The following is a 23,045-nucleotide window of genomic DNA, read 5'->3' as shown; positions in this document are numbered from 1 at the left end:
CGACCCCTTTCCGTGAAAAAGTGGTTCAGAACCGCCCGCAGGCGGTTCTGAACCACAAAATTAAAATATTTCTTACGCTGAATATGGTCAGAGCAGCGCGGAGACCATTCAAAATCGTCTTTGTTCTGCCGCTGTTACCCCCGCAGCTCCGTGCCGGGGTAATAGTGCGCCAGAATGGCACGGTAGTCTGCGCCCTGCTCGGCCAGTGCCTTTGCGCCCCACTGGCTCATACCTACGCCGTGTCCATAACCTTTTGTGGTAAAGGAAAAGGTTCCGCTCTGCCAGACCACCGTAAAGCAGGCGCTGCGCAGCCCCAGCGCCTTGCGCAGGGCGGTGCCCTGCACCATTTGTCCGCATACCGGCAGGCTGTCTACATAGCCGGAGGGGGTGAGCACCGGCGTGCCAAACCACTGCGCCTGTTGAGAGAGGTCGGCGGCAATGCCCAGCCGCTCCGCCAGCAGCTGCTGTAATTGGGCGGCGGAAAGGCTCAGGGTGTATTCGTAGTTGTCGGCGGCGGTGTCGGTGCTGCTGTCCACCGGTACAAGATAGGGCAGGGCAGTGCCCCACACCTTCTCGCTGGCTTCGGTGCGGCCATTGGACATGGCAAAGTAGCTTGTCCCGGCGGGGGCATCGCCATAATACAGCACCTGCGTCTGTACTGCGTCTATCAGCGCGGAAAGCCGGGCGTAGTTGGCTGCGTAGGCAGTGCCCCAGTAGCTGTGCAGCACTGCATCGGTCAGGCAGCCTTGCCGCCGGGCGGGGTCTGCGGTGAACCATGCGCCGTTTTCCTCGGTGCTGTGATCCCGGCGGTAGAGGGCATAGCTATGCGCCGCCACCGCCTGCGCCTTCAGCGCTTCGTCCGGCCAGCTGACCGGCATCTCGGCAGCAACTGCCCCGATCAGGTACTCCCGCAGCGGCAATTCTACCGCCTGCCCGGTGCACTGATCCGTAAAGCAGACGGTATCAGTCGTGTCAGCAGGGGAGGGGGACTGACTGCTGCTTTCCTCCGAGGCAGCAGAGGCCGCTTCTGCTGCGGACGGAGCAGCACCCTGCGCAAGGGTCGTGCGGGCAAGGCGGTAGGCAGCACACGGCAGTGCGCAGCCCAGCACCAGCAGAACGGCGCACAGCAGCAAAAAGGAACGTTTCATACGAGACCTCCTCCCGGAACGCAAGCTTTGGGAACATCATACGCCCGGCGGCGTGCAAACCGGCGGGAAATGCGCAGAGGAAAACCGGCATTTTTGCGCTTTGCGGTGAGAAGTGTACACTTAGCGCTTGAATTTACTGCACAAAAGCGATATTATAAAAGTATGTCCATCAGAGCGTAGGATGGATGGGATCGGAAAGTATAAAAAGTAAGAGACGGAAAGGAGCACTCCTATGAACTTTGCACACGCAGAAGTGGCAACGCTGGACTCAACGACCATGCGTACCCTGTGCGAGGAGTACATCGCAAACAACTACATTGACCCGGAGACCAGCGAGCGGCTGGGGGTCAAGCGCGGTCTGCGCAACCCGGATGGCACCGGCGTGCTGGCTGGTCTGACCAACGTCTGTGACGTTGTGGGCTACAAAAAGGATCAGGAGGGTCATGTGATCCCCACCCCCGGCAAGCTGATCTACCGGGGCGTCAACATCAACGAGATCGTGGACGAGGCTTACCGCAACGACCGCTTCGTGTTTGAGGAAGTGATCTGGCTGCTGTTGTTCGGCAGCCTGCCCACCCGGGAGCAGCTGGACGATTTCTGCGAGATCCTGGCAGAGTCCCGCGCCCTGCCGGACGGCTTCATGGACACCATGAATGCCCCCTCGCCCAATATCATGAACAAGATGCAGCGCTGTGTGCTGGGCCTGTACTCCTACGATGACCGAGCCGAGGATCTGAGCCTTGAGAACATCCTGAACCAGAGCATCAACCTGATCGCCAGTATGCCCACCATGATGGTGAACGCTTACCAGATGAAGCGCCGCTACTACGACAAGCAGAGCATGTTCTTCCACCTGCCCAAGCCCGGCCAGAGCACGGCAGAGCACATCCTCAGCACCTACCGCCCGGATCAGAAGTTCACCCACGAGGAGGCAAAGCTGCTGGATATGTGCCTGCTGGTGCACGCAGACCACGGCGGCGGCAACTGTTCCACCTTTACCACCCGTGTGCTGTCCTCCTCCGGCACGGACACCTACTCGGCTATCTCTGCGGCCATCGGTGCCCTGAAGGGCCCCAAGCACGGCGGCGCGAACCTGATGGTCAACCGCCAGCTGCAGGATATCCTCAAGCATGTTGAGAACCCGGAGGATGACGATGAGGTGCGCGAGTATCTTCGCCGCATCCTGCGCAAGCAGGCGGGCGACGGCTCCGGCCTGATCTACGGCATGGGTCATGCGGTTTACACCATCAGCGACCCCCGTGAGGTCATCCTGAAGCAGCGCGCAAAGCATCTGGCCTACGAAAAGGGCTTTGAGGAAGAGTACAACATGCTGTGCAGCATCGAGCGGCTGGCACCCGGCATCTTTGCCGAGGAAAAGGGCAGCTCCAAGCCGGTGTGTGCCAACGTGGACCTGTTCAGCGGCCTGATCTACAATATGCTGGGCATCTCGGAGGATCTGTACACCCCGCTGTTCGCCATCGCCCGTGTGCCGGGCTGGTGCGCACACCGGGTGGAAGAGGTGATCTTTGCCAACCGTATCATCCGCCCGGCCTACAAGTATCTGGGCGTGCGCCAGAAATATAAGCCCATCGAGGAACGTTAATGGAATCGTTAGAGTTCGTTGTTGTCCTACTCTGCGTGCTGCTTGGCATTGGCCGCGGCGCAGACCTTGCCTTTGCTACGGACGCCGCCACCGGTCTGTGCACCGCAGGTGCGGTGTGGTGGCGGTATCTTGCCTTGGGCGCTGTGGTGCTGGCCGCAGTGCTGGCCGGACGCAGCCGCCCGCTGCCTGAGACGCCGCTGCGCAGCCGCCGCCCGGCGGCAGGCGTACTGGCCTTTGCCGGGGCGGTGTGTATGCTGGCTGCCGGTGCAGCACAGTTCGTGCTTGCAGCCGGTACGGTAAGCACCTTTGTGCGCATTCTGCTGGAGGTAGCCTGTGCCGTGTGGCTGAGCAATCTCGGTCGCAGCTGGCTGCGCCGGGACGGCTGGAAAACGCCCGGCGGCGGTCTGCCGCTGGCCATAGCGGGCAGTGCACTGTTCTACTGGAACGTGCTGATGCGCTTTATGGAGAACAGCTCCAGCTGGCACCGGGTACAGCCTACGGCAGCGGTCTGGCAGGAGATGGCGGCGCTGCTGTTTCTGGCGGCGCTGGCGCGCACTCTATATCTGCCCCGGCCGGAAAACGGGCGCACCCTGCACGCAGCGGCGCTTGCAGCCTTTTGTCTGTGCCTGTGCTGGGAGCTGCCCCGGGTGCTCCTGCTGTTGGCAGCGGGTCTTAGCGGCGGTATGGCGGCAGCGCTGCCGGAGCTGCTTTCCGGTCTTGCGCTTTGCTGCATCGGCGGCATGGGGGCTGCCTGTACCGGGAAGGGAAAAGCTGGAAATAACTGACAAAAAACGGCAGTGCACCCTTGGTGCAATTGAACAAAAGCTTTGTGGCAGGGTGCATAAAATCGTACAAAAGCAAAAAAAGATAAAATTGTGTTGTTAATTTTTTAGCAGATACTTGAAAGTTTGCCAGTTTTGGTCTACAATAAAGATACCGTGATTTATCCGATTATGGGTAAAATAATTAGGAGGTACTATTACAATGGCTGTTAGAGTTGCTATCAATGGTTTCGGTCGTATTGGCCGTCTGGCTTTCCGTCAGATGTTTGATGCTGAGGGTTACGAGGTCGTTGCAATCAACGACCTGACCAGCCCCAAGATGCTGGCTCACCTGCTGAAGTACGATACTGCTCAGGGCTCTTTCTGCGGCAAGATCGGCGAGGGCAAGCACACTGTCGAGTCCACCGAGGATTCCATCATTGTTGACGGCAAGGAGATCAAGATCTACGCTGTTAAGGACGCAAAGGATGCTCCCTGGGGCGAGCTGAACGTTGACGTCGTTCTGGAGTGCACCGGCTTCTACACCAGCAAGGAGAAGAGCATGGCTCACATCCAGGCTGGCGCAAAGAAGGTTGTTATCTCTGCCCCCGCAGGCAACGACCTGAAGACCATCGTCTACTCCGTCAACGAGAAGACCCTGACCGCTGAGGATCAGGTCATCTCCGCTGCTTCCTGCACCACCAACTGCCTGGCTCCCATGGCTAACGCCCTGAACAAGACCTTCCCCATCGTTTCCGGTATCATGACCACCGTTCATGCTTACACCGGCGACCAGATGATCCTGGACGGTCCTCAGCGCAAGGGCGATCTGCGCCGTGCTCGTGCTGGCGCACAGAACATCGTTCCCAACTCCACCGGTGCTGCTAAGGCTATCGGTCTGGTCATCCCCGAGCTGAACGGCAAGCTGATCGGCTCTGCTCAGCGTGTGCCCGTTCCCACCGGCTCTACCACCCTGCTGGTTGCCGTTGTCAAGGGCAAGGATGTCACCAAGGAAGCTATCAACGCTGCCATGAAGGCTGCTTCTTCTGAGTCCTTCGGCTACAACGAGGATCAGATCGTTTCTTCCGACGTTATCGGCATGCGTTACGGCTCTCTGTTCGACGCTACCCAGACCATGGTCGCTAAGATCGACGACGACACCTATCAGGTTCAGGTCGTGTCTTGGTACGACAACGAGAACTCCTACACCTCTCAGATGGTCCGTACCATTAAGTACTTCGCTGAGAACTGCTAATCACAGCTCTACGCTCAAAAGTACTTGAGGTGCTATGCCGAATAACGGATGATACCGGCTTTGCCGGTACGAATATGCTGTGATCGGCACGACAACAGGATATTGAGTTCGACACCCTTCCTTTTGCGGGTTTCCGTGAGAGGAAGGGTGTTTTTATGTGATGGAAAGCTTACGATACGGGGCGGTTGTAAGATCAGATGCAGCCACCTTTTACCTATTTTCACGGGATCTTTTATCGATTTGGACTAAGCGATTTGTCTGACGAAACGAAGGAAAAGCTGATACGTTCGATAAATTGCAAAAAATAGGTTGCTACGCACAGAATGATAAGGTAATATCCGTTATGACTAATATTGACATTATTAAAAGACAGAAATATAACGACATTATAAGGCTGTGAAAAATTTAATCACGGAGGAATCAAGCAATGATGTCAGAATCGACGGTAAAAAGTTTTCACTGCAATAACTGCGGAGCGCCACTTGTTATACCTAAGGGATCGAAGGGAAAAGTTATTTGCCCTTCCTGCCGGACGGAATGCGTAATTGAGGGTCTGGTAAAAAATGCGGAAATTTAGGCAAAAGAAAACATTAACAGTGGTATGCCTCTTGTCGCAGATGTTGGGGCACTTCACGAACGAATCGTTAAAGTTTTAACAAACTCGCCCTGCATGCCGTTGGATTTGCTGGAACGCGTAGAGAATGTAAAAGAAGAGCATGTGTGTGTGCCTGCATATTTGTTTTATTGCGATGCCATGGGAAATTACACTTAAATGCCATGGGAAATTACACTTATGATGCGGGTAATATTCGTGAGCATAAGACTGCAATTGATCTGGGCGACAAGGTTCGTGTGGAAAAAGAACGCTATGTGGAATGGACACAAATGAGCGGTAGCGTGTCGTCTTCTGAAACGCTTGTTGCCAGTGGCAACAAGCAATTTGCGGATGTTGTAAAAAAGCTGTATATGAATTGCTCGCCTGACAGCTTGGTTGATATTGAAGAGCTGGAATATCCGGCTGATTTTAACACGTTTGATTACAATATACCTCAGGCATCGGCATTTAATCAATTGGTTCGTCCTGAAATTGAGAATCGCTTAAAGCAAAAGGCGTATGATCAGTTGGCGGGCAAGCGTGTAAGAGACCTCACGATTGGCAGTTCAAGTGTACAGAAAGATGAGATCGTGCGCATTTTTCTGGGCATTTATCATATTGTATACGTTTATGCAGACAAGGAGTATTCTCTCTATATTTCTTCGACTGGAAAGCGTAGTTTTTACACCGAGGTGCCTCTTGACCCCAAGAGAGTTCAGTTCTTGAGAGAAAAGACTGCTGCGATTAAAGCGTTGAAGAAACCTGAAATGAATGCTTTGAAAATTGCGGCAATTGTGGCGCTGATCTTGGCGGCACTTCAGTTTGTGGGAAACTCTAGGAGCTTCATTGTTGGAATTTTGTGCGCTGCCGGAGCGGGTGCAATCATTTATCTGCATAACAAGAAGTCTGCGGAATATAAGGCTGCTTATGGCGCTCTAAAGCATGAGCTGGATGCTTTCAACGCGCAGGCAGATGAGGCTGTGAAACACTTTGCTCAGAAGGATCGTGCCCTAAAGGGAATTTATTCTCCGTATGAGCAGATGGACGATTTGAGCGACAGTCAATATGCTACCGTTTAAAGCGCTTATCTTATAATAGCGCAATAGCATTATAAGATAAGGGACTTGAAGGCGGCTTTTCCGAACAGAAATAATTTGCTTGATTTGAAATGTGAATGTGGTTTCCATAAAACTGCATTCACATTTTTGGTATCCGATTTTTTCTGTGATTTTCAATGATTGATTTAATGGAAAACTATGGACAAAACAGAATTGATTCGCTTCAAAAGAATTGCAAGTGGCGAAATTGTTGGGGCAAAAGCAATTGAAATTGTGTCTGTGCCAGACTACTCTATTTTGGTGCCGCAATATTCAAATGAAATGGATGCCATGTAGAAGATAAGCGAACCCTGTCTACATACGAAGTGGTCGAAGATGGACTGGAAGTGGATCAGAGCGGCATTGCATATCAGCCGTGGCAGGACAAGACGGGCGATAATGGCAGCTTTCAGTATAATTTCCCTAAAATGGATGAATACGGGAAGCGCTTATACGGTGAGGATGGAAAGCCACTCTATATGAGCACAGAGGAATTGCTTGAAAGCGGAAAAATAAGAAAAGTGGAAAAGTAAAAAGTTGTCGGCTTGTTTTTCTCGTGCAAAACGATCGGTTCCGGTTTCTTGCAAGGTTTTTCTGAAGGTGTCTGTTTTTGAGCTGGTCTTAATAATCATTGCATTTGTGAAAATGATGCAGAGCTGATTTCAGCAGATAAAAGTAAAGGAGTATTGATATACCTATACAGCACAAGCCGCGGAACGGCATCAGGATGAAATGGTGTATATCCGTGGCTGCTCGATGAAATTGAAAGAACTGTTATCGGAAGTCAAAGGCAAAAATAATTATCGCAAAATTCAGAAGCTGTACGACTTGATCAGCACCAGTCCCGCAAGATCCTGTGCTACAACAAAGAGCCTTGAGAATCAGGTCGTGCGTGAGCTGGAATGTCTGGAAAATGCAGTCCGTAGCGAAAATGATGTTTTGATTGACGCAAGTGTGAATAAGATCGAGCGTCTGGCAAACGAGAGAAATCGAATCCTGCAAGTGAAAAATTAACATTTTGAAATGAGGCAGTTGCCCATACGCACCATTGCAATGTTGAAGATGCAAAGGCGAATCTTAAAAAATGAGCACAGAAAAAGCTGAGCATCTGCGTAAAGCAACCGCCCGGTGAATGCACAGTTCCACAAAGCAAAGAGGCACCCGATGTCAGAATCGGGTGCCTCTTTGCTTGTCTAAAGGGCGCTGTTTTGCGGTAACCCCGTGTTTATTTATCCACTTGCAGGGAGAAAATTTGCAGAATAGATGATTTGCTCCGAGAATTGTGCTATACTGAACTTACAGTGTCCCCGATTCGATGCACTTTACAGATGAAGTTATCTCTCTTTGCAGGGGCATCAGGCAACGGGGGAAAGCATATACACTACTAAAAGTTCGCTTTTGGGAACGAGGTAATCAAGAATGGGAAAATATTTTGGAACCGATGGCTTCCGTGGGGAAGCTGGCATTGATCTGACCGCTGACCACGCTTACAAGGTTGGCCGCTTCTTGGGATGGTACTACAACGCCTTGCGCGAGCGCAACGGCAACAACGAGCCCGCCCGCATCGTCATTGGCAAGGATACTCGCCGCAGCTCCTATATGTTCGAGTATAGCTTGGTTGCTGGTCTGACTGCCTCCGGCGCAGACGCCTATCTGCTGCACGTCACTACGACGCCCAGTGTGGCCTACATCGCCCGCGTGGACGACTTCGACTGTGGCATCATGATTTCTGCCAGCCACAACCCGTATTATGACAACGGCATCAAGCTGATTGACTGCTACGGTGAGAAAATGCCCGAGGAGACTCTGCTGCTGGTGGAGGACTACATCGACGGCAAGCTCTATGTGTTCGATAAGGACTGGCCGGAGCTGCCCTTTGCACACCGGGAGCACATCGGCTGCACCGTGGACTATGTGGCAGGCCGCAACCGCTACATGGGCTATCTGATCTCTCTGGGTATCTATTCCTTCAAGGGCATTAAGGTCGGTCTGGACTGCGCCAACGGTGCAAGCTGGAACATCGCTAAGAGTGTGTTTGACGCTCTCGGCGCAGATACCTACGTTATCAATAACAAGCCGAATGGTCTGAACATCAACAACAATGCCGGTTCTACCCATATCGAGGGTCTGCAGAAGTTTGTGGTGGAGAACGGTCTGGACGTTGGCTTTGCCTTCGATGGCGACGCCGACCGCTGCCTGTGTGTGGACGAGAAGGGCAACGTCATCACCGGTGACCACATCCTGTACATCTATGGCTGCTACATGAAGGAGCACGGCGAGCTGATGAACAACACGGTGGTCACCACGGTCATGTCCAACTTCGGTCTGTACAAGGCCTTTGACGAGCAGGGCATTGGCTACGCAAAGACCGCTGTGGGCGACAAGTACGTTTACGAATACATGTCTAAGAACAACTGCCGTATCGGCGGTGAGCAGAGCGGCCATATCATTTTCAGCAAGTACGCCAGCACCGGTGACGGCATCCTGACCAGCCTGAAGATGATGGAGGTCATGCTGGCAAAGAAGATGCCTATGAGCAAGCTGGCTGAGCCCCTGAAGATCTATCCGCAGGTACTGGAAAACGTCCGCGTGACCGATAAAAAGGCCGCGCAGAACGACCCGGCGGTGCAGGAGGCCGTCAAAGCTGTGGCAGAAGCACTGGGCGATACCGGCCGCATTCTGGTGCGCGAGTCCGGCACCGAGCCGCTTGTCCGCGTGATGGTGGAAGCCCCCGACCACGATACCTGCCAGAAGTACGTCTCTCAGGTCGTGGAAGTCATCAAGGATAAGGGCTACGCCGTCTGAGGTTGAACACGGCGGCAGATGTTGCCCGCGCACCAAAATGCGGGTAGCAGATGCGCTGCCCGGCGGGATTCTGCATCTTTTTGTTGACAAACCCGCACTTTTTGCGTATGATAGAAGCAACACTGAAAATTGTGTCAAATTGGCTGTGAAGAGAAGAGTACGCACCGTCTGCGCCTGACAGAAAGCCCGAAGGATGGAACCGGGCAGGCCGCGCGGTGCCGAAGATGGTCTTGGAGCCGCGCAGGTGAATAATGAGCCTGCGACGGGGTGCGCCCGTTACCGCGCAAAGGCCGGTTTTTGCCGGCTAAAGGCTGCGCCTGCAAGGGCGCGGCGAAGCAAGGTGGTACCACGAAGGTTCAGCGCTCTCGTCCTTGTCCGGTTATACCCGGCAGGGCGGGAGCGCTTTTTGCTTGCAGGAATAGCTGCAGAACTAAAAGAAAGGAAGATAGAACCCCATGAGCGAACACAAGACATTTTATATCACCACCCCCATCTACTACCCCAGCGATAAGCTGCACATCGGCCACAGCTACACCACCGTGGCCTGCGATGCGCTGGCCCGCTTCAAGCGGATGCAGGGTTACGACGTCATGTTCCTGACCGGTACCGATGAGCACGGTCAGAAGATCCAGGATAAGGCTGCCGATGCCGGCGTCACCCCCAAGGAGTATGTGGACAAGATCGTTGCCACCGTCAAGGATCTGTGGAAGCTGCTGGATGTCAGCTACGACCGCTTTATCCGCACCACCGATGACTACCACATGGAAAGCTGCCAGAAGATCTTCACCAAGCTGTACGAGCAGGGCGATATCTACAAGAGCGAGTACATCGGCCACTACTGCAAGCCCTGCGAGAGCTTCTGGACCGATAGCCAGCTGGTGGATGGTAAGTGCCCGGACTGCGGCCGCGAGGTCTACGATGCCCACGAGGAGGCCTACTTCTTCAAGACCAGCAAGTACGCCGACCGCCTGCTGAAGCTCTACGAGGAGAACCCCCAGTTCATCCAGCCCGAGAGCCGCAAGAACGAGATGATCGCCTTCATCAAGCAGGGCCTGCAGGATACCTGCGTGTCCCGTACCTCGGTCAAGTGGGGTATCCCCGTGCCCTTCGATCCCAAACACACCATGTATGTCTGGGTGGATGCCCTGAGCAACTATATCTCCGCACTGGGTTACGGCAACGAGACCTACCACGACTACGATAAGTTCTGGCCGGCAGACCTGCACATGGTGGGCAAGGAGATTTTGCGCTTCCACACCATCCTGTGGCCTGCCATGCTGATGGCACTGGATCTGCCCCTGCCCAAACGAGTGTTCGGCCACGGCTGGCTGCTGATGAACGGCGGCAAGATGTCTAAGTCTGTGGGCAACGTGGTGGACCCCGTCATCCTGTGCGACCGCTACGGCGTGGACGCCATCCGCTACTTCCTGCTGCGCGAGATCCCCTTCGGCAACGACGGTATGTTCACCAACGAGGCACTGATCAACCGCATCAACAGTGATCTGGCGAACGATCTGGGCAACCTGCTCAGCCGCACCGTGGCTATGTGCGAAAAGTATTTCGGCGGCACCGTGCATAATGTGGCCGGTACCGAGGCCATCGACACCGAGCTGGAGACCATGGTCAACGAGCTGACCGCCAAGGTCACCGCCGACATGGACGATCTGACCATCCCGCAGGCGCTGATGGAGATCTTTGCGGTCATCCAGCGCGCCAACAAGTATATCGACGAGACTGCACCTTGGGCACTGGCAAAGGACGAAGCCAACAAGCAGCGTCTGGAGAGCGTGCTGTACCACCTGTGCGAGGCACTGCGCGTGTGCGGCATCCTGCTGAACGCCTACCTGCCCACCACCGCCCCCAAGATGATGGAGCAGCTGGGTCTGGACGCTTCCGCACTGGATCTGACCAAGACCACCTACGGCGCACAGCAGACCTATACCGTGCACAAGGGCGAGGCATTGTTCCCCCGCATTGACGTGGCTAAGGAGATCGCCCACCTGAAGGAAGAGGACGAGAAGCGCAAAGCCGCTGCCGCTGCTGCCAACAAGGCCAAGGAGGAAGCCGAAAAGAAGGCTGCCGCCCCCGCAGAGGAGAGCACCGTGGACTTCACCCACGAGGAAGAGATCGACTTTGACACCTTCTGCAAGGTGGAGCTGCGCGTGGCCGAGGTGCGCGCCTGCGAGAACCTGAAGGAGAGCAAGAAGCTGCTGCACCTCACCGTTTTTGACGGCGAGCGGGAGCGCTGCATCCTGTCCGGCATTGCCAAGTGGTTCAAGCCCGAGGATCTCATCGGCAAAAAGCTGGGCATCGTGTGCAATCTGGCACCCCGTCCCATGCTCAAGGGTAAGTACGTCAGCGAGGGCATGATCTTCGCTGCCGACACCGCCGACGGCGGCTGCTCCATTGCTTTCTACGGCGACGATACCCCCGTGGGCAGCCGCATCCACTAAGTGAGGAGCATCATGTCTGATAATACAACCGTCCGTGCGGCAAAGCTGGATAAGATCTTCGGCACGCCGGTGTGCGCCGTGCTGCTGGCCATCTTCTGCAATGTCCTGTGGGGCTCTGCCTTTCCGTTCATCAAGCTGGGCTACCGCCTGTTCTCTATCGACTCCGGCAACACCGCCTCCATCTTCTGCTTTGCAGGGGTGCGGTTCATGCTGGGCAGCGTGCTGGTGCTGCTGGGCAGCATTCTGCTGCAGGGAAAAGCACCCCGCCTGCCCCGGGGCAGGGTAGCAGCCGAGTGCTGCGCGCTGGGCTTGTGGCAGACCACGGCACAGTATGCGTTCTACTACATCGCCGTGGCTATGCTCACCGGCGCGTTTGGCGGCATCCTGAACAGCACCCAGAGCTTTCTGGGCGTCATCTTTGCCCACTTTATCTACGGCAATGCGGATCGCATGACCCCGGCAAAAACGCTGGGCTGCGCTGTGGGCTTTGCGGGCGTGCTCATCGGCACTCTTGGCAACCACGGCAGCGGCAGCGGCTGGGGCGTGTTCTGTATGATGGCGGCGACCATTATCTTCACCCTGTCCGGCCCGTGGAACAAGTCGGTCACCAAAAAAGCTGACAGCTTTGCCGTCTGCTTCCTGAACCTGTTTGTGGGCGGGCTGGCACTGTTTGTGCTGGGTACCGTTATGGGCGGCCGTCTCCATGTGCAAAGTGCGCTGGCTGTGGTGGTCATGCTGTATCTGGCCTTCATCTGCGGCGCAGGCTATATCCTGTGGGCGCTGCTGATGAAAAACAATCCAGTCAGCCGCATCGCCATCTTTGGCTTTGTCAACCCGGTGGTCAACGTGCTGCTCAGCGCCGTGCTCAACGGCGAACCGCTGTTCCGCTGGCAGTATCTGGCGGCGCTGGTGTTCGTGTGTGTGGGCATCTGGCTGGTGAACAAAACCCCTGCCCAAAAGGAGAAGGTATGACCGGACCTATTTTTGATACCCATGCCCATTACAGTGCCCGCGCCTTTGACGCCGACCGCTTTGCGCTGCTGGACAGCCTGCCCGGCAAGGGTGTGGTAGGTGTGTGCGAGCAGGCCACCCACTCCGGGGATGCGCCCCGGGTGCTGGAGCTGGCGCACCGCTACCCATGGGTGGTGGCAGCTATTGGCATCCACCCGGAAAGCCTGCTGCCCGCCGCCGACTGCGGCGAGGAAGGCCCTGCGCCCACGGTGTCGGTGTACGGCGGCGATTGGGCCGCCGAGATGCAGGCCCTGATGCCCTACTACGACGACCCCAAGGTGGTGGCGGTAGGAGAGTGCGGGCTGGACTACCACTGGCCCGTGCCAAAGGACGCCCAGCTGGCGCTGTTTGAAGCCGAGATCCGGCTGGCGCTGGAGCTGGATAAACCCATCATCGTGCACGACCGGCAGGCGCACGCAAACGTCTACGCGCTGCTCAAAAAGTACCGTCCCAAGGGCATTGTGCACTGCTATTCCGGCAGCGCCGAGGATGCCGTACAGCTGGCGGCACAGGGGCTGTACATCGGCTTTGGCGGTGCCTGCACCTTCAATGGTGCCAAGCGCGCAGCCAAGGCTATTGACGCCCTGCCGCTGGACGCTATCGTGCTGGAGACCGACTGCCCCTACATGGCACCGGAGCCGGTACGCGGCACCCGCTGCGACAGTTCCCTTATCCGCTATGTGGGCGCGTACATCGCCCAGCGCAAAGCGCTTGCCCCGGAAGAGGTGTTTTGCGCCACCGCTGCAAACGCCCGCCGGGTGTTCGGGCTGTAACCGTTTTTCCGCAGGTCGCGGGGCAAAGCGCTCCGCTTCTGAATAAAAAGCTGATTTATTGAAAACGATAAGAATAAGGAGATCACTATTATGAAGGCACGCATTCCCAAACACCGCGAGTTCATCATCAACTTCCCCGACAGCATCGATCAGAACAAGGCCAACGAGGGCTGGGCAAAGCTGCAGCAGATCGTGGAGGACTACAAGAAGGCACACAATGGCGCTTCCGTTTACGCTCCCACCTTCATCGAGGACTGCGAGCCCGAGGTCAAGAAGCTGCAGGAAGAGTACGGCTTTGAGTACACCGTGGAGTTCGTTCAGTAAGTTCAGCATCGCCTGATAGCAAAAGGGTCATTGCACAAACCGTGCAATGACCCTTTTTTTGCGTAAGTCCATCTCGTAAAATAGCATCCCGGAGCGTCCGCAGATGTGCCGTATTATACCTCGTAGTCCAGACAGACGCGGTTTTTGTAGTAGGGGCGCACCTTGCTGTTTGCCACTGCCACATGCGCCGGGTGGGTGGAGTAGCCCTTGAGCGCCTCGGCGCTCTCAAAGGTGGTATCCAGCATCAGGTCGGCGTTAGAGGAGGGGAGCGCATCAATGTTGACATGGATGTCCACAAGCCCCGGAATCTTGCCGGAAAGGCTTTCCAGACCCTCTTTGATGCCAGCCTTGACGGCGGCCTTTTCCTCGGCGGACAGCTCGTCCTTCAGCTGCCAGAGAATAACATGCTTGACCATAACAAAAACCTCCTGCGTTTTTTCTCATTGTAACAGGACGAGAAAAAATCCGCAAGAGGGAAGCTGCAAAGTCTTATTTGGGTGCGAACAGCAGCACCACCAAAAGCACAGCACAGAGCACCGAAACTACGATGCCCTCCAGCCGGGTCAGCCGGATATACTCTTCCGTAGGCTCTGGCACCTGCGTGTACCGCCTGCGGGAACGCAGGGCAATGGCATCCTCCGGCTGCAGCGCCATAAAAATACCGAACCCGATGCCGAAAAGCGCGACTAAAATTGCGCAGATGACTTCCATAGCGTACCTCCTGGCGGCTCAATCCGCGCTGTGCTCCCAGATTTCATACAGGATCAGGTAGATCACATCAACGATGACTGTAATGGTGCGTACCCCGTTGCTCAGGGTAGGGAAGTTGCCCAGAAACTGCAGGGAAGCAAAAATAATGGCATTGCAGATCTCCCACACGCCGTTTTTCTTCTGCCACATGGCGCGGTATTCCGGGTCGCTGTCATATTTGTTGAAAAAGGTGTGGATCAGCGGGTCTTTGCCTTGCAGGTCGCGGATGCCCATCCACAGCGCCACAAGGCAGAACAAAAGCTCAAGGATATTATACCAGCCAAACGCCAGCTGCATAAAATGCACCTCCCATCTTTTACCATATTATAACATAGGGGGTGGAAAGACAAGGACGGCATTCAACCTTCCTGCGTAAATTCTACACAAATCGAGGGTGAGTTGATAGGGAAAACAGCACAAAAGAAAACCAGCCGGACGAGGCGGTTGCAAGCCCTCGTCCGGCTGGATACTTACTTCTTCGGAGTCATAAGCCTCTTCTCCTTGATGACCTCATTTTCGGAATACGGGTTTCATAGGGTGACTCTCCTTAGAAACGTTTCTTCAGAATTTAGGTGCTTTGCAAGGGGACGAAAATCAACTGTACATTGGACTGACCCTTTTCTCAACTGTTGGACTGCGGCAAACGGTTCATGAGGATGAATTTCATATTACCACATTCTTTCGAGTTAGATTTGCAAGGGAAGCGTCTTACTTAGTACATTGGTAGAACTCCTTTTCAGCTATTCAAATAAGGTTCTCCGGAACATTGATACTTTCATAAGAATCATCTCCAGCGGATCTATCTGAACGCTCTGGGGAAGAATTGAATCGACAGGTTGTCGTGTTATCGCATTATTGATGCTCAAGACCGGCTCTGTTTTTGTGTTTTTATACGGGGGAAACATCCCGTTTGTGGTGAGCCTCTATTTTGCTTCTCAGCGAACCCCGACAGCCTGTCCCTGCTGTGCGGGTTCCATATCAACCATCGGTCTTCGCTCCTTTCTTCTTAAAGTCAGCGGGAGTAACTCTCTTTTGAGCTTCTGCTGTACTTCTCTGGTTTCTGGCTTAATTATACAGGAAGATGCACGTTTTGTCTATTGGCAGACCGCACAAAGAATGAATTTTGTTTTTGTGCAATGTTGAAATCTGCGGCGGTGCGGAAAAATTGCCCAGAAGTTCCGGGTCGTTTGTGAAGGATTTTCCACAAAAGGGGAGAAAGTGCCCGCAAGGTATTATGCGCCGGTTCTATTTGTGCTAAAATAGCGCCAATGAATGGTAGTCGCTGCCGTCCCGCGAGATGAAAGTTTCGCGGGACGGCTTTTTTGCGGCGAAAATTTACATAAAAAGAAACGGAGAATCAATCAAAATGCCTAAAACTTTACCGGAACGTATTTTCTTTACCATCGTCATGGCCGCTATTATGGTCTATGGCATGATCGTTTACAATGTGGCGCTGAACACCGGCGGTGTGACCAACGCTACCTTTGTCATGGCTCTGCACGAAATGCCGATCATGGTGCCGGTGGCCTTTGTGCTGGAGTTTTTTGTGGTGGAAAAGCTGGCCACGAAGCTGGCATTCCTGTTTATGCGTCCCACAGACCGCCCGCAGTTCATCACCTACGCCATCTCGCTGATGATCGTGTGCATCATGTGCCCGGTGATGAGTCTGGTCGCAACGCTGCTGTTCAAAGAGCCGAGCTTTGGGATGTGGGTGCACACCTGGGGTTGCAATATGCCCATGGCGCTGTGCTGGCAGATGCTGTATTGCGGCCCGCTTGCCCGTGCCATCTTCCGGCTGGTGTTCCGCCGCGGCGCAAAACAGGCGGACTGACAGATTTTAGATATGCAGTTATAATAAATATGTATAGGAGCGGGTGTAATACCGGACAAGACGCCTATACGAATTTTATATATCGGGCATATAAAGTATGTACAATGGGGCATTTTTGATGGAAATATTTCCCGGAATGCCCTGAAAAAGCCATCGAAACCTAAGAATTAACTAAGAAATTTGTGGAAAAAGTACATGTGAAGGGTGCTTTATTAGACAAGATGCACAACTTTTTTTATATATCAATGCAGTAGAACCACCTAAAATGTAGAATGTGCACAAAGCCACTTGCCAATTTTCGTCAATCGTACTATCATACACAACGAAAAAAGACGAAGTGACCCGTTCAGGAGGGAGGGTGTGACCGGACAGAGCCGAACACCTTCCTTACTTTTTTCACAAAGCTGCGCCTTTCTTCGAGCGATAAGAAGGACGCTGTGCCGCACACCGGCATGGCACCTTGCCCCCAAAATCCCATTCTTCAGGAAGGAGGAAAAACAATTGAATAATCTGACCAAAGCATTGATGGAAGAGCTGACCGTCGAATACGTCAAGGTCGGCCCGCTGCAGATCCCGGAATCCGTGGTCATCAGCTGGGTGATCATGCTGATCGTCGTCATCGGCTCTATCCTGCTTACCCGGAACCTGAAGGTGGACCATATCAGCAAGCGTCAGGCTGTGCTGGAAATGGCCTACACCGCAGGCAACGATTTCTTTGTAGGTCTGCTGGGCGAAAAAAATAAGTGCTATGTGCCGTATCTGATGACTGTAGTCATCTACATCGCTTTCTCGAACCTGATCGGTGTGTTCGGTGTCAAGCCCCCCACGAAGGATTTGGACGTGACCGCAGCGCTGGCGCTGATGAGCATTGTGCTGATCGAGGGCGCCGGCATCCGTGCACGCGGCGGCGTTGGCTTCCTCAAGAGCCTTGCCGCTCCCACCCCGGTCATGACCCCCATGAACATCCTCGAGATCGCTATTCGCCCCACCAGTCTGTGTATGCGACTGTTCGGCAACGTGCTGGGCGCGTTCGTTATCATGGAACTGCTCAAGCTGGTGGTGCCGGTATTCGTCCCGGCGGTGTTCAGCCTGTATTTTGACCTGTTCGATGGTCTGATCCAGACCTACGTGTTCGTGTTCCTGACTTCGCTGTTCATGAAAGAGACCATCGGCGATGAAGAGGAATAAACCAAAACTTTTACTTATTTCAAATTAAAAAGGAGATTTAACTATGAGCGGATTGGTTGCTCTGGGCGCTGGCATTGCAGCGCTGACCGGCATTGGCGGTGGTATTGGTATTGGTATTGCAACTGGCAAGGCAGCTGAGGCTATCAGCCGTCAGCCGGAAGCTTCCAGCAAGATCCAGACGAACCTGCTGCTGGGCGCTGCTCTGGCAGAAGGTACTGCAATTTTCGGCTTCGTCGTTGCACTGCTGATCATCCTGTTCCTGGGTCAGTAACGGAGGCGCGTACGAATGCTGAAGTTGGATATGAACCTGCTGTGGACCGTTGTGAACGTCCTCATCATGTATGTGCTGCTGCGTAAGTTCCTGTTCAAGCCTGTTCAGGATGCGATCGCAAAGCGCCAGCAGATGGTGGATGCAAGCATGGCTGATGCGCAGGAAGCAAAGAACAAGGCACAGGCTGCCTTGAATGCAGCAGAAGACAAGCTGCACAATGTGGATGTGGAAGCTGCTGCCCGCCGCGAGGCAAGTGAGCAGCTGGCTGAGAAACAGAAAGAACAGCTGCTGGCCGATGCACAGCGTCAGGCCGATGCCATCGTGGCCGAGGGCAAGGCAGCTGCAGAGGCAGAGCGTGCCAGCAAGCTGCGTCAGGCCGATGCTCAGATCGCTGACCTGACCCGTACCGTGTGCGCCAAGGTGCTGGAACGCAACCTGACGCAGCAGGACGATGCCCGTTTGCTGGACGACCTGCTGCAGAAAGCGGGGGACAGCGATGGCAAGCGCAGCTGAGACCTTGAAAGCATATCTGCACTGCGCCCGCACTCCCTCTGAGGAGGCGCTGCAGCGCATCCGCACCCGGCTCAAAAAGCAGTACGGCGCTGAGGTGGTGATCACCGTCAGCGTGGAGCCGGAGCTGATCTCCGGCTATGTGCTGCAGGTGGGCGACCAGGTGATCGACAACTCCGCAAAGCATATGCTGGAGACCATCACCGCAGGCACCCCCGATCTTGCCACCATGCAGACCCGCGCAGAGGACTACAAGCCCGCTGCCGAGGCTTCTGAGGGCGGTACGGTCATTTCCGCCGCCGACGGCGTTGTGGATGTCAAGGGCATGGACAAGGCCGTTTACGGCGAGATCGTTACCTTTGACACCGGTGCAAAGGGCATGGTGGAAAGTGTGGAACCCGATCATCTGGGTGTCATGCTGTTCGACGATATCGAGAAGGTGGGCGTGGGTACTCTGGTGACCCGCAGCGGCAAGCGCGCCGGTATCCCGGTGGGCGATGCTTTTCTGGGTCGTGTCATCAGCCCGCTGGGCGAGCCCATTGACGGCAAAGGCCCTATCGAGGCCGAGGGCTACAACCCCATCGAGAAGCAGGCACCCAGTATTCTGGAGCGCCAGAGCGTGGACACCCCGCTGCACACCGGTATTCTGGCGATCGACTCCATGTTCCCCATAGGCCGCGGTCAGCGCGAGCTGATCATCGGCGACCGCCAGACCGGTAAAACCTCCATTGCTACCGATGCCATCCTGAACCAGAAGGACAAGGATGTGCTGTGCATCTATGTTGCCATCGGGCAGAAGGCTTCCTCCATCGCCCGCGTGGCCGAGGATCTGAAAAAGCACGGCGCTATGAGCTATACCACCATCGTGGCAGCTACCGCATCGGATTCTGCCCCGCTGCAGTACATCGCCCCCTATGCGGGCACTGCACTGGCCGAGTACTTCATGGCCAAGGGCAAGAGCGTGCTCATCGTCTATGATGACCTGTCCAAGCACGCAGTGGCCTACCGTGCCATCTCGCTGCTGCTGCGCCGCTCCCCGGGCCGTGAAGCTTACCCCGGCGATGTGTTCTACCTGCACTCCCGTCTGCTGGAGCGCTCCTGCCGTATGCGGGATGATCTGGGCGGCGGCTCTATCACCGCACTGCCTATCGTAGAGACGCAGGCCGGCGATGTTTCGGCCTATATCCCCACCAACGTCATCTCCATTACCGATGGTCAGATCTTCCTGGAGAGTGCCCTGTTCAACGCCGGCAACCGTCCGGCTGTCAACGTGGGTCTGTCGGTGTCCCGTGTGGGCGGCGCTGCCCAGACCAAGGCCATGAAAAAGGCCAACGCAAACCTGCGTATCGAGCTGGCACAGTATAAGGAGATGGAATCCTTTGCACAGTTCAGCTCCGATCTGGACGCCGAGACCCGCCGTCAGCTGGAGCACGGCAAGGCACTGATGGAAATGCTCAAGCAGCCGCTGTATCAGCCCAAGTCCGATGCCGAGCAGGTGGTCATTCTGGTGCTGGCCTCCCACGGCCTGCTGGACACCCTGCCCACCGCAGAGCAGCGAGAAAAGACCGCTGCCTTTGTGCGGCAGTTCCGTGCAGACGTCTCCGGCACCATGCAGAAGATCGATGCCGATGGCAAGCTGGAGCCCGACCGGGTGGATGCCATCCTGAACGCTTGGAAAGCTTATGCGGGAGGCAATGACCATGTCGTCCAGTAAGCTGCTGAAGGAGCGCATCGAGAGCATTCAGGATACCATGAAGATCACCAATGCCATGTACCTGATCTCTTCGTCCAAGCTGCGCAAGGCACGGCAGAACTACCAGAATGTGTCTCCCTACTTCAACCGTATGCGGGATACCATCTCCCGTGTTGTGCCGCATCTGCCGGAGGAGCCGGAGCACCCCTTCTTCCATGAGCGGAATCTGGAAAATCCCCGGCGGGCGTATTTGGTGCTTACTGCCGATAAGGGCATGGCAGGTGCTTATAACCAGAACCTGCTCAAGTTTCTGCGGGAGCACGCAGACCCCAACGACCGCTTTTATGTCATCGGTCAGGTGGGCTACCGCGCCCTGCGCCATCGGGACCCCCGCCTTGTGGAGGAGTTCCGTTATAGCGCAACCGCACCCACTTTGCAGCGTGCCCGCGACATCACGGTGGACGCCATTGACGATTTCAAGTCCGGCAAGCTGGATGAGATCTACATCGTCTACACCAAGATTCAGAACGCCCTTACCAGCGAGCCTGTCATGGAGCGTCTGCTGCCGCTGAACCGGCGGTTTTTGCAGCCTGCTCCCAAGGGTCTGGGTGACCCCAAGGGCGAGGTGGAACTGGTGCCGGACGCATGGACGGTGTTCGAGCAGATCGCACCCATCTATATGCACGGCATGATCTTTGGTGCCATGACCGAGAGCTTCTGCGCCGAGCAGAGCGCCCGCATGACCGCCATGGATTCCGCCACCAAGAGCGCCAATGATATGATCCGGGACCTGCAGCTGGAATACAACCGCACCCGTCAGGGCTCCATTACACAGGAGATCACCGAGATCATCGGCGGCGCGGCTGCTGTGCAGGACCGGACATAATAAAGGAAAATCCTCTCCGTCACGCCTGACGGCGTGCCACCTCCCCCGAAGGGGGGAGGTTTCAGGGCAACTGACGGTGACGCAGAATAAAAGCTCTCCCTTCGGGGGAGCTGGCATCACGCAGCGATGACGGAGAGGGTTCGTTGGACAAACAAGATTTGACAAGAGGCAATCCAAATGATACAGGGAACTATTATTCGCGTAGCAGGCCCCGTGGTGGATGTGCAGTTCACCGCCGGCAGGCTGCCTGCCCTGCAGGAGGCGCTTACCGTGACCGCAGAGGGCACCGAGCGCACCATGGAGGTGACGCAGCACGTCAACGAGACCACGGTACGCTGCATCATGCTTTCTGCCAGCGAGGGTCTGGGCAAGGGTATGCCGGTGGAAGCTACCGGCCACGGCCTGACCGCCCCTGTGGGCGAGGGCACACTGGGCCGCATGTTCGACCCGCTGGGCCGCCCCATTGACGGCAAGGGCGCTGTGGACGAGCTGCCGCACTGGCCCATCCACCGCAAGGCACCCGGCTTTGCAGAGCAGAAGCCCGCAACTGAGATCCTGGAGACCGGCATCAAGGTCATCGACCTGCTGGCTCCTTACGCCAAGGGCGGTAAGATCGGCCTGTTCGGCGGTGCCGGCGTGGGCAAGACCGTGCTGATCCAGGAGCTGATTCATAATGTGGCCACCGAGCACGGCGGCTACTCCATCTTTACCGGCGTGGGCGAGCGCTCCCGCGAGGGCTGCGACCTGTGGGGCGAGATGAACGCTTCCGGCGTGCTGGACAAGACCGCACTGGTCTTTGGTCAGATGAACGAGCCCCCGGGAGCCCGTATGCGTGTGGCCGAGACCGGCCTGACCATGGCAGAGTACTTCCGTGAGGAGACCCACAAGGACGTGCTGCTGTTCATTGATAACATCTTCCGCTTCGTGCAGGCCGGCAGTGAGGTCTCGGCTCTGATGGGCCGTATGCCCTCTGCCGTGGGCTACCAGCCCACGCTGGCTAACGAATTGGGCGCTCTGCAGGAGCGCATCACCTCCACCAAGGACGGCTCCATCACATCGGTGCAGGCTGTCTATGTGCCTGCCGACGACCTGACCGACCCCGCCCCCGCCACCACCTTTGCCCATCTGGACGCCACCACCGTGCTGTCCCGTAAGATCGTGGAGCAGGGCATCTACCCGGCTGTGGACCCGCTGGCTTCCACCTCCCGCATTCTGGAAGCGGACATCGTGGGCGAGGAGCACTACCGCGTAGCCCGCAAGGTGCAGTCCATTCTGCAGCGCTATCAGGAGCTGCAGGACATCATTGCCATTCTGGGTATGGACGAGCTGGACGAGAACGACAAGCTGACCGTCATGCGCGCCCGCAAGCTGCAAAAATTCCTGTCCCAGCCCTTTGCTGTGGCCGAGAACTTTACCGGCCTCAAGGGCAAGTATGTGCCCCTGAAGGACACCGTGCGCAGCTTTGCCGCCATTGTGGACGGCAAGGCCGATGATCTGCCGGAGTGGGCATTCTTCAACGTAGGTACGCTGGAGGAAGCACGCGAAAAGGCAGAAAAAAAGCTGGCTGAGGAAAAGGGCGGTGCCGTCTGATGAACAAGTTCATGCTGAGCATCACAGCGTCCAGCGGCGAGTTCTATCAGGGCGACTGCGAGGATCTCACCCTGCCCATCAGCGACGGCATTTACGGCGTGCAGGCCGGGCATAACCCGGTTCTGGTGGCGCTGCACATGGGCATCCTCCACTTTGTAGTGGACGGCAAGGCCCGGGATGTGCTGGTGGGCGATGGCATTGCCGAGGTGACCCCCGCCTATGTGATGGTGCTGGTGGACAGCGCCGAGAACCCGGAGGACATCGACAAGAACCGTGCCGAGGCCGCCCGCATCCGCGCCGAGGAACGCTTGCAGCATAAGCAGAGCATGCACGAATATTACCAGAGCAAGATCGCGCTGAATCGTGCCATGCAGCGTTTGCAGACCGCCGCAAAGTATAAGCGCTGAGGCAGCATCCCTATTCCCATATAACAAAACCTCCCCGTGCAGGGCAACTGCATGGGGAGGTTTTTCTGTCTGTCAACGATGCGAAAATTGTGTC

Annotated in this window: 24 protein-coding genes; 20 read left to right on the top strand and 4 right to left on the bottom strand. The window is 55.7% G+C overall.

Features of this window, described 5'->3' with window-relative positions; translation table 11 throughout:
- Window positions 1-134: 134 nt before the first annotated feature.
- Window positions 135-1,148 (bottom strand): SpoIID/LytB domain-containing protein, encoded by a 1,014-nt coding sequence (locus ACXPUX_RS11975; RefSeq protein WP_458828498.1) that lies wholly within the window; start codon window positions 1,146-1,148, stop codon window positions 135-137.
- A 232-nt stretch (window positions 1,149-1,380) separates the two neighbouring features.
- Between ACXPUX_RS11975 and ACXPUX_RS11970 the strand changes: the two genes are divergently transcribed.
- The 12 genes from ACXPUX_RS11970 (at window position 1,381) to ACXPUX_RS11915 (ending at window position 13,825) form a co-directional block, all read left to right on the top strand.
- Window positions 1,381-2,751 carry a citrate synthase gene (locus tag ACXPUX_RS11970; RefSeq protein WP_458828497.1) on the top strand — a complete coding sequence of 457 codons (1,371 nt, stop codon included), beginning with the start codon at window positions 1,381-1,383 and terminating at the stop codon, window positions 2,749-2,751.
- Window positions 2,751-3,536: a hypothetical protein gene (locus ACXPUX_RS11965; RefSeq protein ID WP_458828496.1), complete on the top strand. Its 786-nt coding sequence runs from the start codon at window positions 2,751-2,753 to the stop codon at window positions 3,534-3,536. The genes ACXPUX_RS11970 and ACXPUX_RS11965 overlap by 1 nt, the downstream gene beginning before the upstream one ends.
- Window positions 3,537-3,735: 199 nt before the next feature.
- Window positions 3,736-4,767, top strand: a complete 1,032-nt coding sequence (gene gap, locus ACXPUX_RS11960; protein WP_458828495.1) for a type I glyceraldehyde-3-phosphate dehydrogenase — start codon at window positions 3,736-3,738, stop codon at window positions 4,765-4,767.
- A 427-nt stretch (window positions 4,768-5,194) separates the two neighbouring features.
- Window positions 5,195-5,344 (top strand): Sjogren's syndrome/scleroderma autoantigen 1 family protein, encoded by a 150-nt coding sequence (locus ACXPUX_RS11955; RefSeq protein WP_458828494.1) that lies wholly within the window; start codon window positions 5,195-5,197, stop codon window positions 5,342-5,344.
- A gap of 200 nt (window positions 5,345-5,544) precedes the next feature.
- Entirely contained in the window at window positions 5,545-6,441 is an 897-nt protein-coding gene (locus tag ACXPUX_RS11950; protein WP_458828493.1) for a hypothetical protein, read from the top strand.
- Between the two features lie 365 nt (window positions 6,442-6,806).
- Window positions 6,807-6,992: a hypothetical protein gene (locus tag ACXPUX_RS11945; RefSeq protein ID WP_458828492.1), complete on the top strand. Its 186-nt coding sequence runs from the start codon at window positions 6,807-6,809 to the stop codon at window positions 6,990-6,992.
- A 199-nt stretch (window positions 6,993-7,191) separates the two neighbouring features.
- A complete protein-coding gene (locus ACXPUX_RS11940) occupies window positions 7,192-7,473 on the top strand; it encodes a hypothetical protein (RefSeq protein ID WP_458828491.1) in 282 nt (93 codons plus the stop codon).
- Between the two features lie 405 nt (window positions 7,474-7,878).
- Complete coding sequence (gene glmM / locus ACXPUX_RS11935) at window positions 7,879-9,264, top strand: phosphoglucosamine mutase (protein WP_458828489.1); 1,386 nt, start codon at window positions 7,879-7,881, stop codon at window positions 9,262-9,264.
- A 455-nt stretch (window positions 9,265-9,719) separates the two neighbouring features.
- Window positions 9,720-11,717: a methionine--tRNA ligase gene (gene metG, locus ACXPUX_RS11930; RefSeq protein ID WP_458828487.1), complete on the top strand. Its 1,998-nt coding sequence runs from the start codon at window positions 9,720-9,722 to the stop codon at window positions 11,715-11,717.
- 12 nt (window positions 11,718-11,729) lie between these two features.
- Entirely contained in the window at window positions 11,730-12,689 is a 960-nt protein-coding gene (locus ACXPUX_RS11925; protein ID WP_458828486.1) for a DMT family transporter, read from the top strand.
- Window positions 12,686-13,501, top strand: a complete 816-nt coding sequence (locus tag ACXPUX_RS11920) for a TatD family hydrolase (protein ID WP_458828485.1) — start codon at window positions 12,686-12,688, stop codon at window positions 13,499-13,501. Before ACXPUX_RS11925 ends, ACXPUX_RS11920 begins: the two co-directional genes overlap by 4 nt.
- 90 nt (window positions 13,502-13,591) lie before the next feature.
- Window positions 13,592-13,825 (top strand): hypothetical protein, encoded by a 234-nt coding sequence (locus tag ACXPUX_RS11915; RefSeq protein WP_005922262.1) that lies wholly within the window; start codon window positions 13,592-13,594, stop codon window positions 13,823-13,825.
- Window positions 13,826-13,938: 113 nt separating this feature from the next.
- Here ACXPUX_RS11915 and ACXPUX_RS11910 read toward each other — a convergent pair whose 3' ends face one another.
- From ACXPUX_RS11910 to ACXPUX_RS11900, 3 genes are all read right to left on the bottom strand, one after another.
- Complete coding sequence (locus ACXPUX_RS11910; protein ID WP_015538216.1) at window positions 13,939-14,241, bottom strand: Dabb family protein; 303 nt, start codon at window positions 14,239-14,241, stop codon at window positions 13,939-13,941.
- A 73-nt stretch (window positions 14,242-14,314) separates the two neighbouring features.
- Complete coding sequence (locus ACXPUX_RS11905; RefSeq protein ID WP_458828484.1) at window positions 14,315-14,536, bottom strand: hypothetical protein; 222 nt, start codon at window positions 14,534-14,536, stop codon at window positions 14,315-14,317.
- Between the two features lie 18 nt (window positions 14,537-14,554).
- Complete coding sequence (locus ACXPUX_RS11900) at window positions 14,555-14,872, bottom strand: hypothetical protein (protein WP_458828483.1); 318 nt, start codon at window positions 14,870-14,872, stop codon at window positions 14,555-14,557.
- A 1,069-nt stretch (window positions 14,873-15,941) separates the two neighbouring features.
- Between ACXPUX_RS11900 and ACXPUX_RS11895 the strand changes: the two genes are divergently transcribed.
- The 8 genes from ACXPUX_RS11895 (at window position 15,942) to atpC (ending at window position 22,951) form a co-directional block, all read left to right on the top strand.
- Window positions 15,942-16,406: a DUF2798 domain-containing protein gene (locus ACXPUX_RS11895; protein ID WP_458828482.1), complete on the top strand. Its 465-nt coding sequence runs from the start codon at window positions 15,942-15,944 to the stop codon at window positions 16,404-16,406.
- Between the two features lie 525 nt (window positions 16,407-16,931).
- Window positions 16,932-17,594: a F0F1 ATP synthase subunit A gene (locus ACXPUX_RS11890; protein ID WP_458831238.1), complete on the top strand. Its 663-nt coding sequence runs from the start codon at window positions 16,932-16,934 to the stop codon at window positions 17,592-17,594.
- A gap of 43 nt (window positions 17,595-17,637) precedes the next feature.
- A complete protein-coding gene (gene atpE / locus ACXPUX_RS11885; RefSeq protein ID WP_118526424.1) occupies window positions 17,638-17,865 on the top strand; it encodes an ATP synthase F0 subunit C in 228 nt (75 codons plus the stop codon).
- 15 nt (window positions 17,866-17,880) lie between these two features.
- Window positions 17,881-18,378 (top strand): ATP synthase F0 subunit B, encoded by a 498-nt coding sequence (locus ACXPUX_RS11880; protein WP_458828481.1) that lies wholly within the window; start codon window positions 17,881-17,883, stop codon window positions 18,376-18,378.
- Window positions 18,362-20,089, top strand: a complete 1,728-nt coding sequence (gene atpA, locus ACXPUX_RS11875; protein ID WP_458828480.1) for a F0F1 ATP synthase subunit alpha — start codon at window positions 18,362-18,364, stop codon at window positions 20,087-20,089. The genes ACXPUX_RS11880 and atpA overlap by 17 nt, the downstream gene beginning before the upstream one ends.
- Entirely contained in the window at window positions 20,076-20,954 is an 879-nt protein-coding gene (gene atpG / locus ACXPUX_RS11870; RefSeq protein ID WP_113621250.1) for an ATP synthase F1 subunit gamma, read from the top strand. Before atpA ends, atpG begins: the two co-directional genes overlap by 14 nt.
- A 177-nt stretch (window positions 20,955-21,131) precedes the next feature.
- Complete coding sequence (atpD, locus tag ACXPUX_RS11865; RefSeq protein ID WP_005922238.1) at window positions 21,132-22,544, top strand: F0F1 ATP synthase subunit beta; 1,413 nt, start codon at window positions 21,132-21,134, stop codon at window positions 22,542-22,544.
- Window positions 22,544-22,951: an ATP synthase F1 subunit epsilon gene (atpC, locus tag ACXPUX_RS11860; protein WP_458828479.1), complete on the top strand. Its 408-nt coding sequence runs from the start codon at window positions 22,544-22,546 to the stop codon at window positions 22,949-22,951. The genes atpD and atpC overlap by 1 nt, the downstream gene beginning before the upstream one ends.
- Window positions 22,952-23,045: the final 94 nt, after the last annotated feature.

This window comes from Faecalibacterium sp. PGM34 (assembly GCF_054456555.1).
Note: the sequence above shows the minus strand (reverse complement) of the source record. Positions and strands in the feature narration are given on the sequence as shown.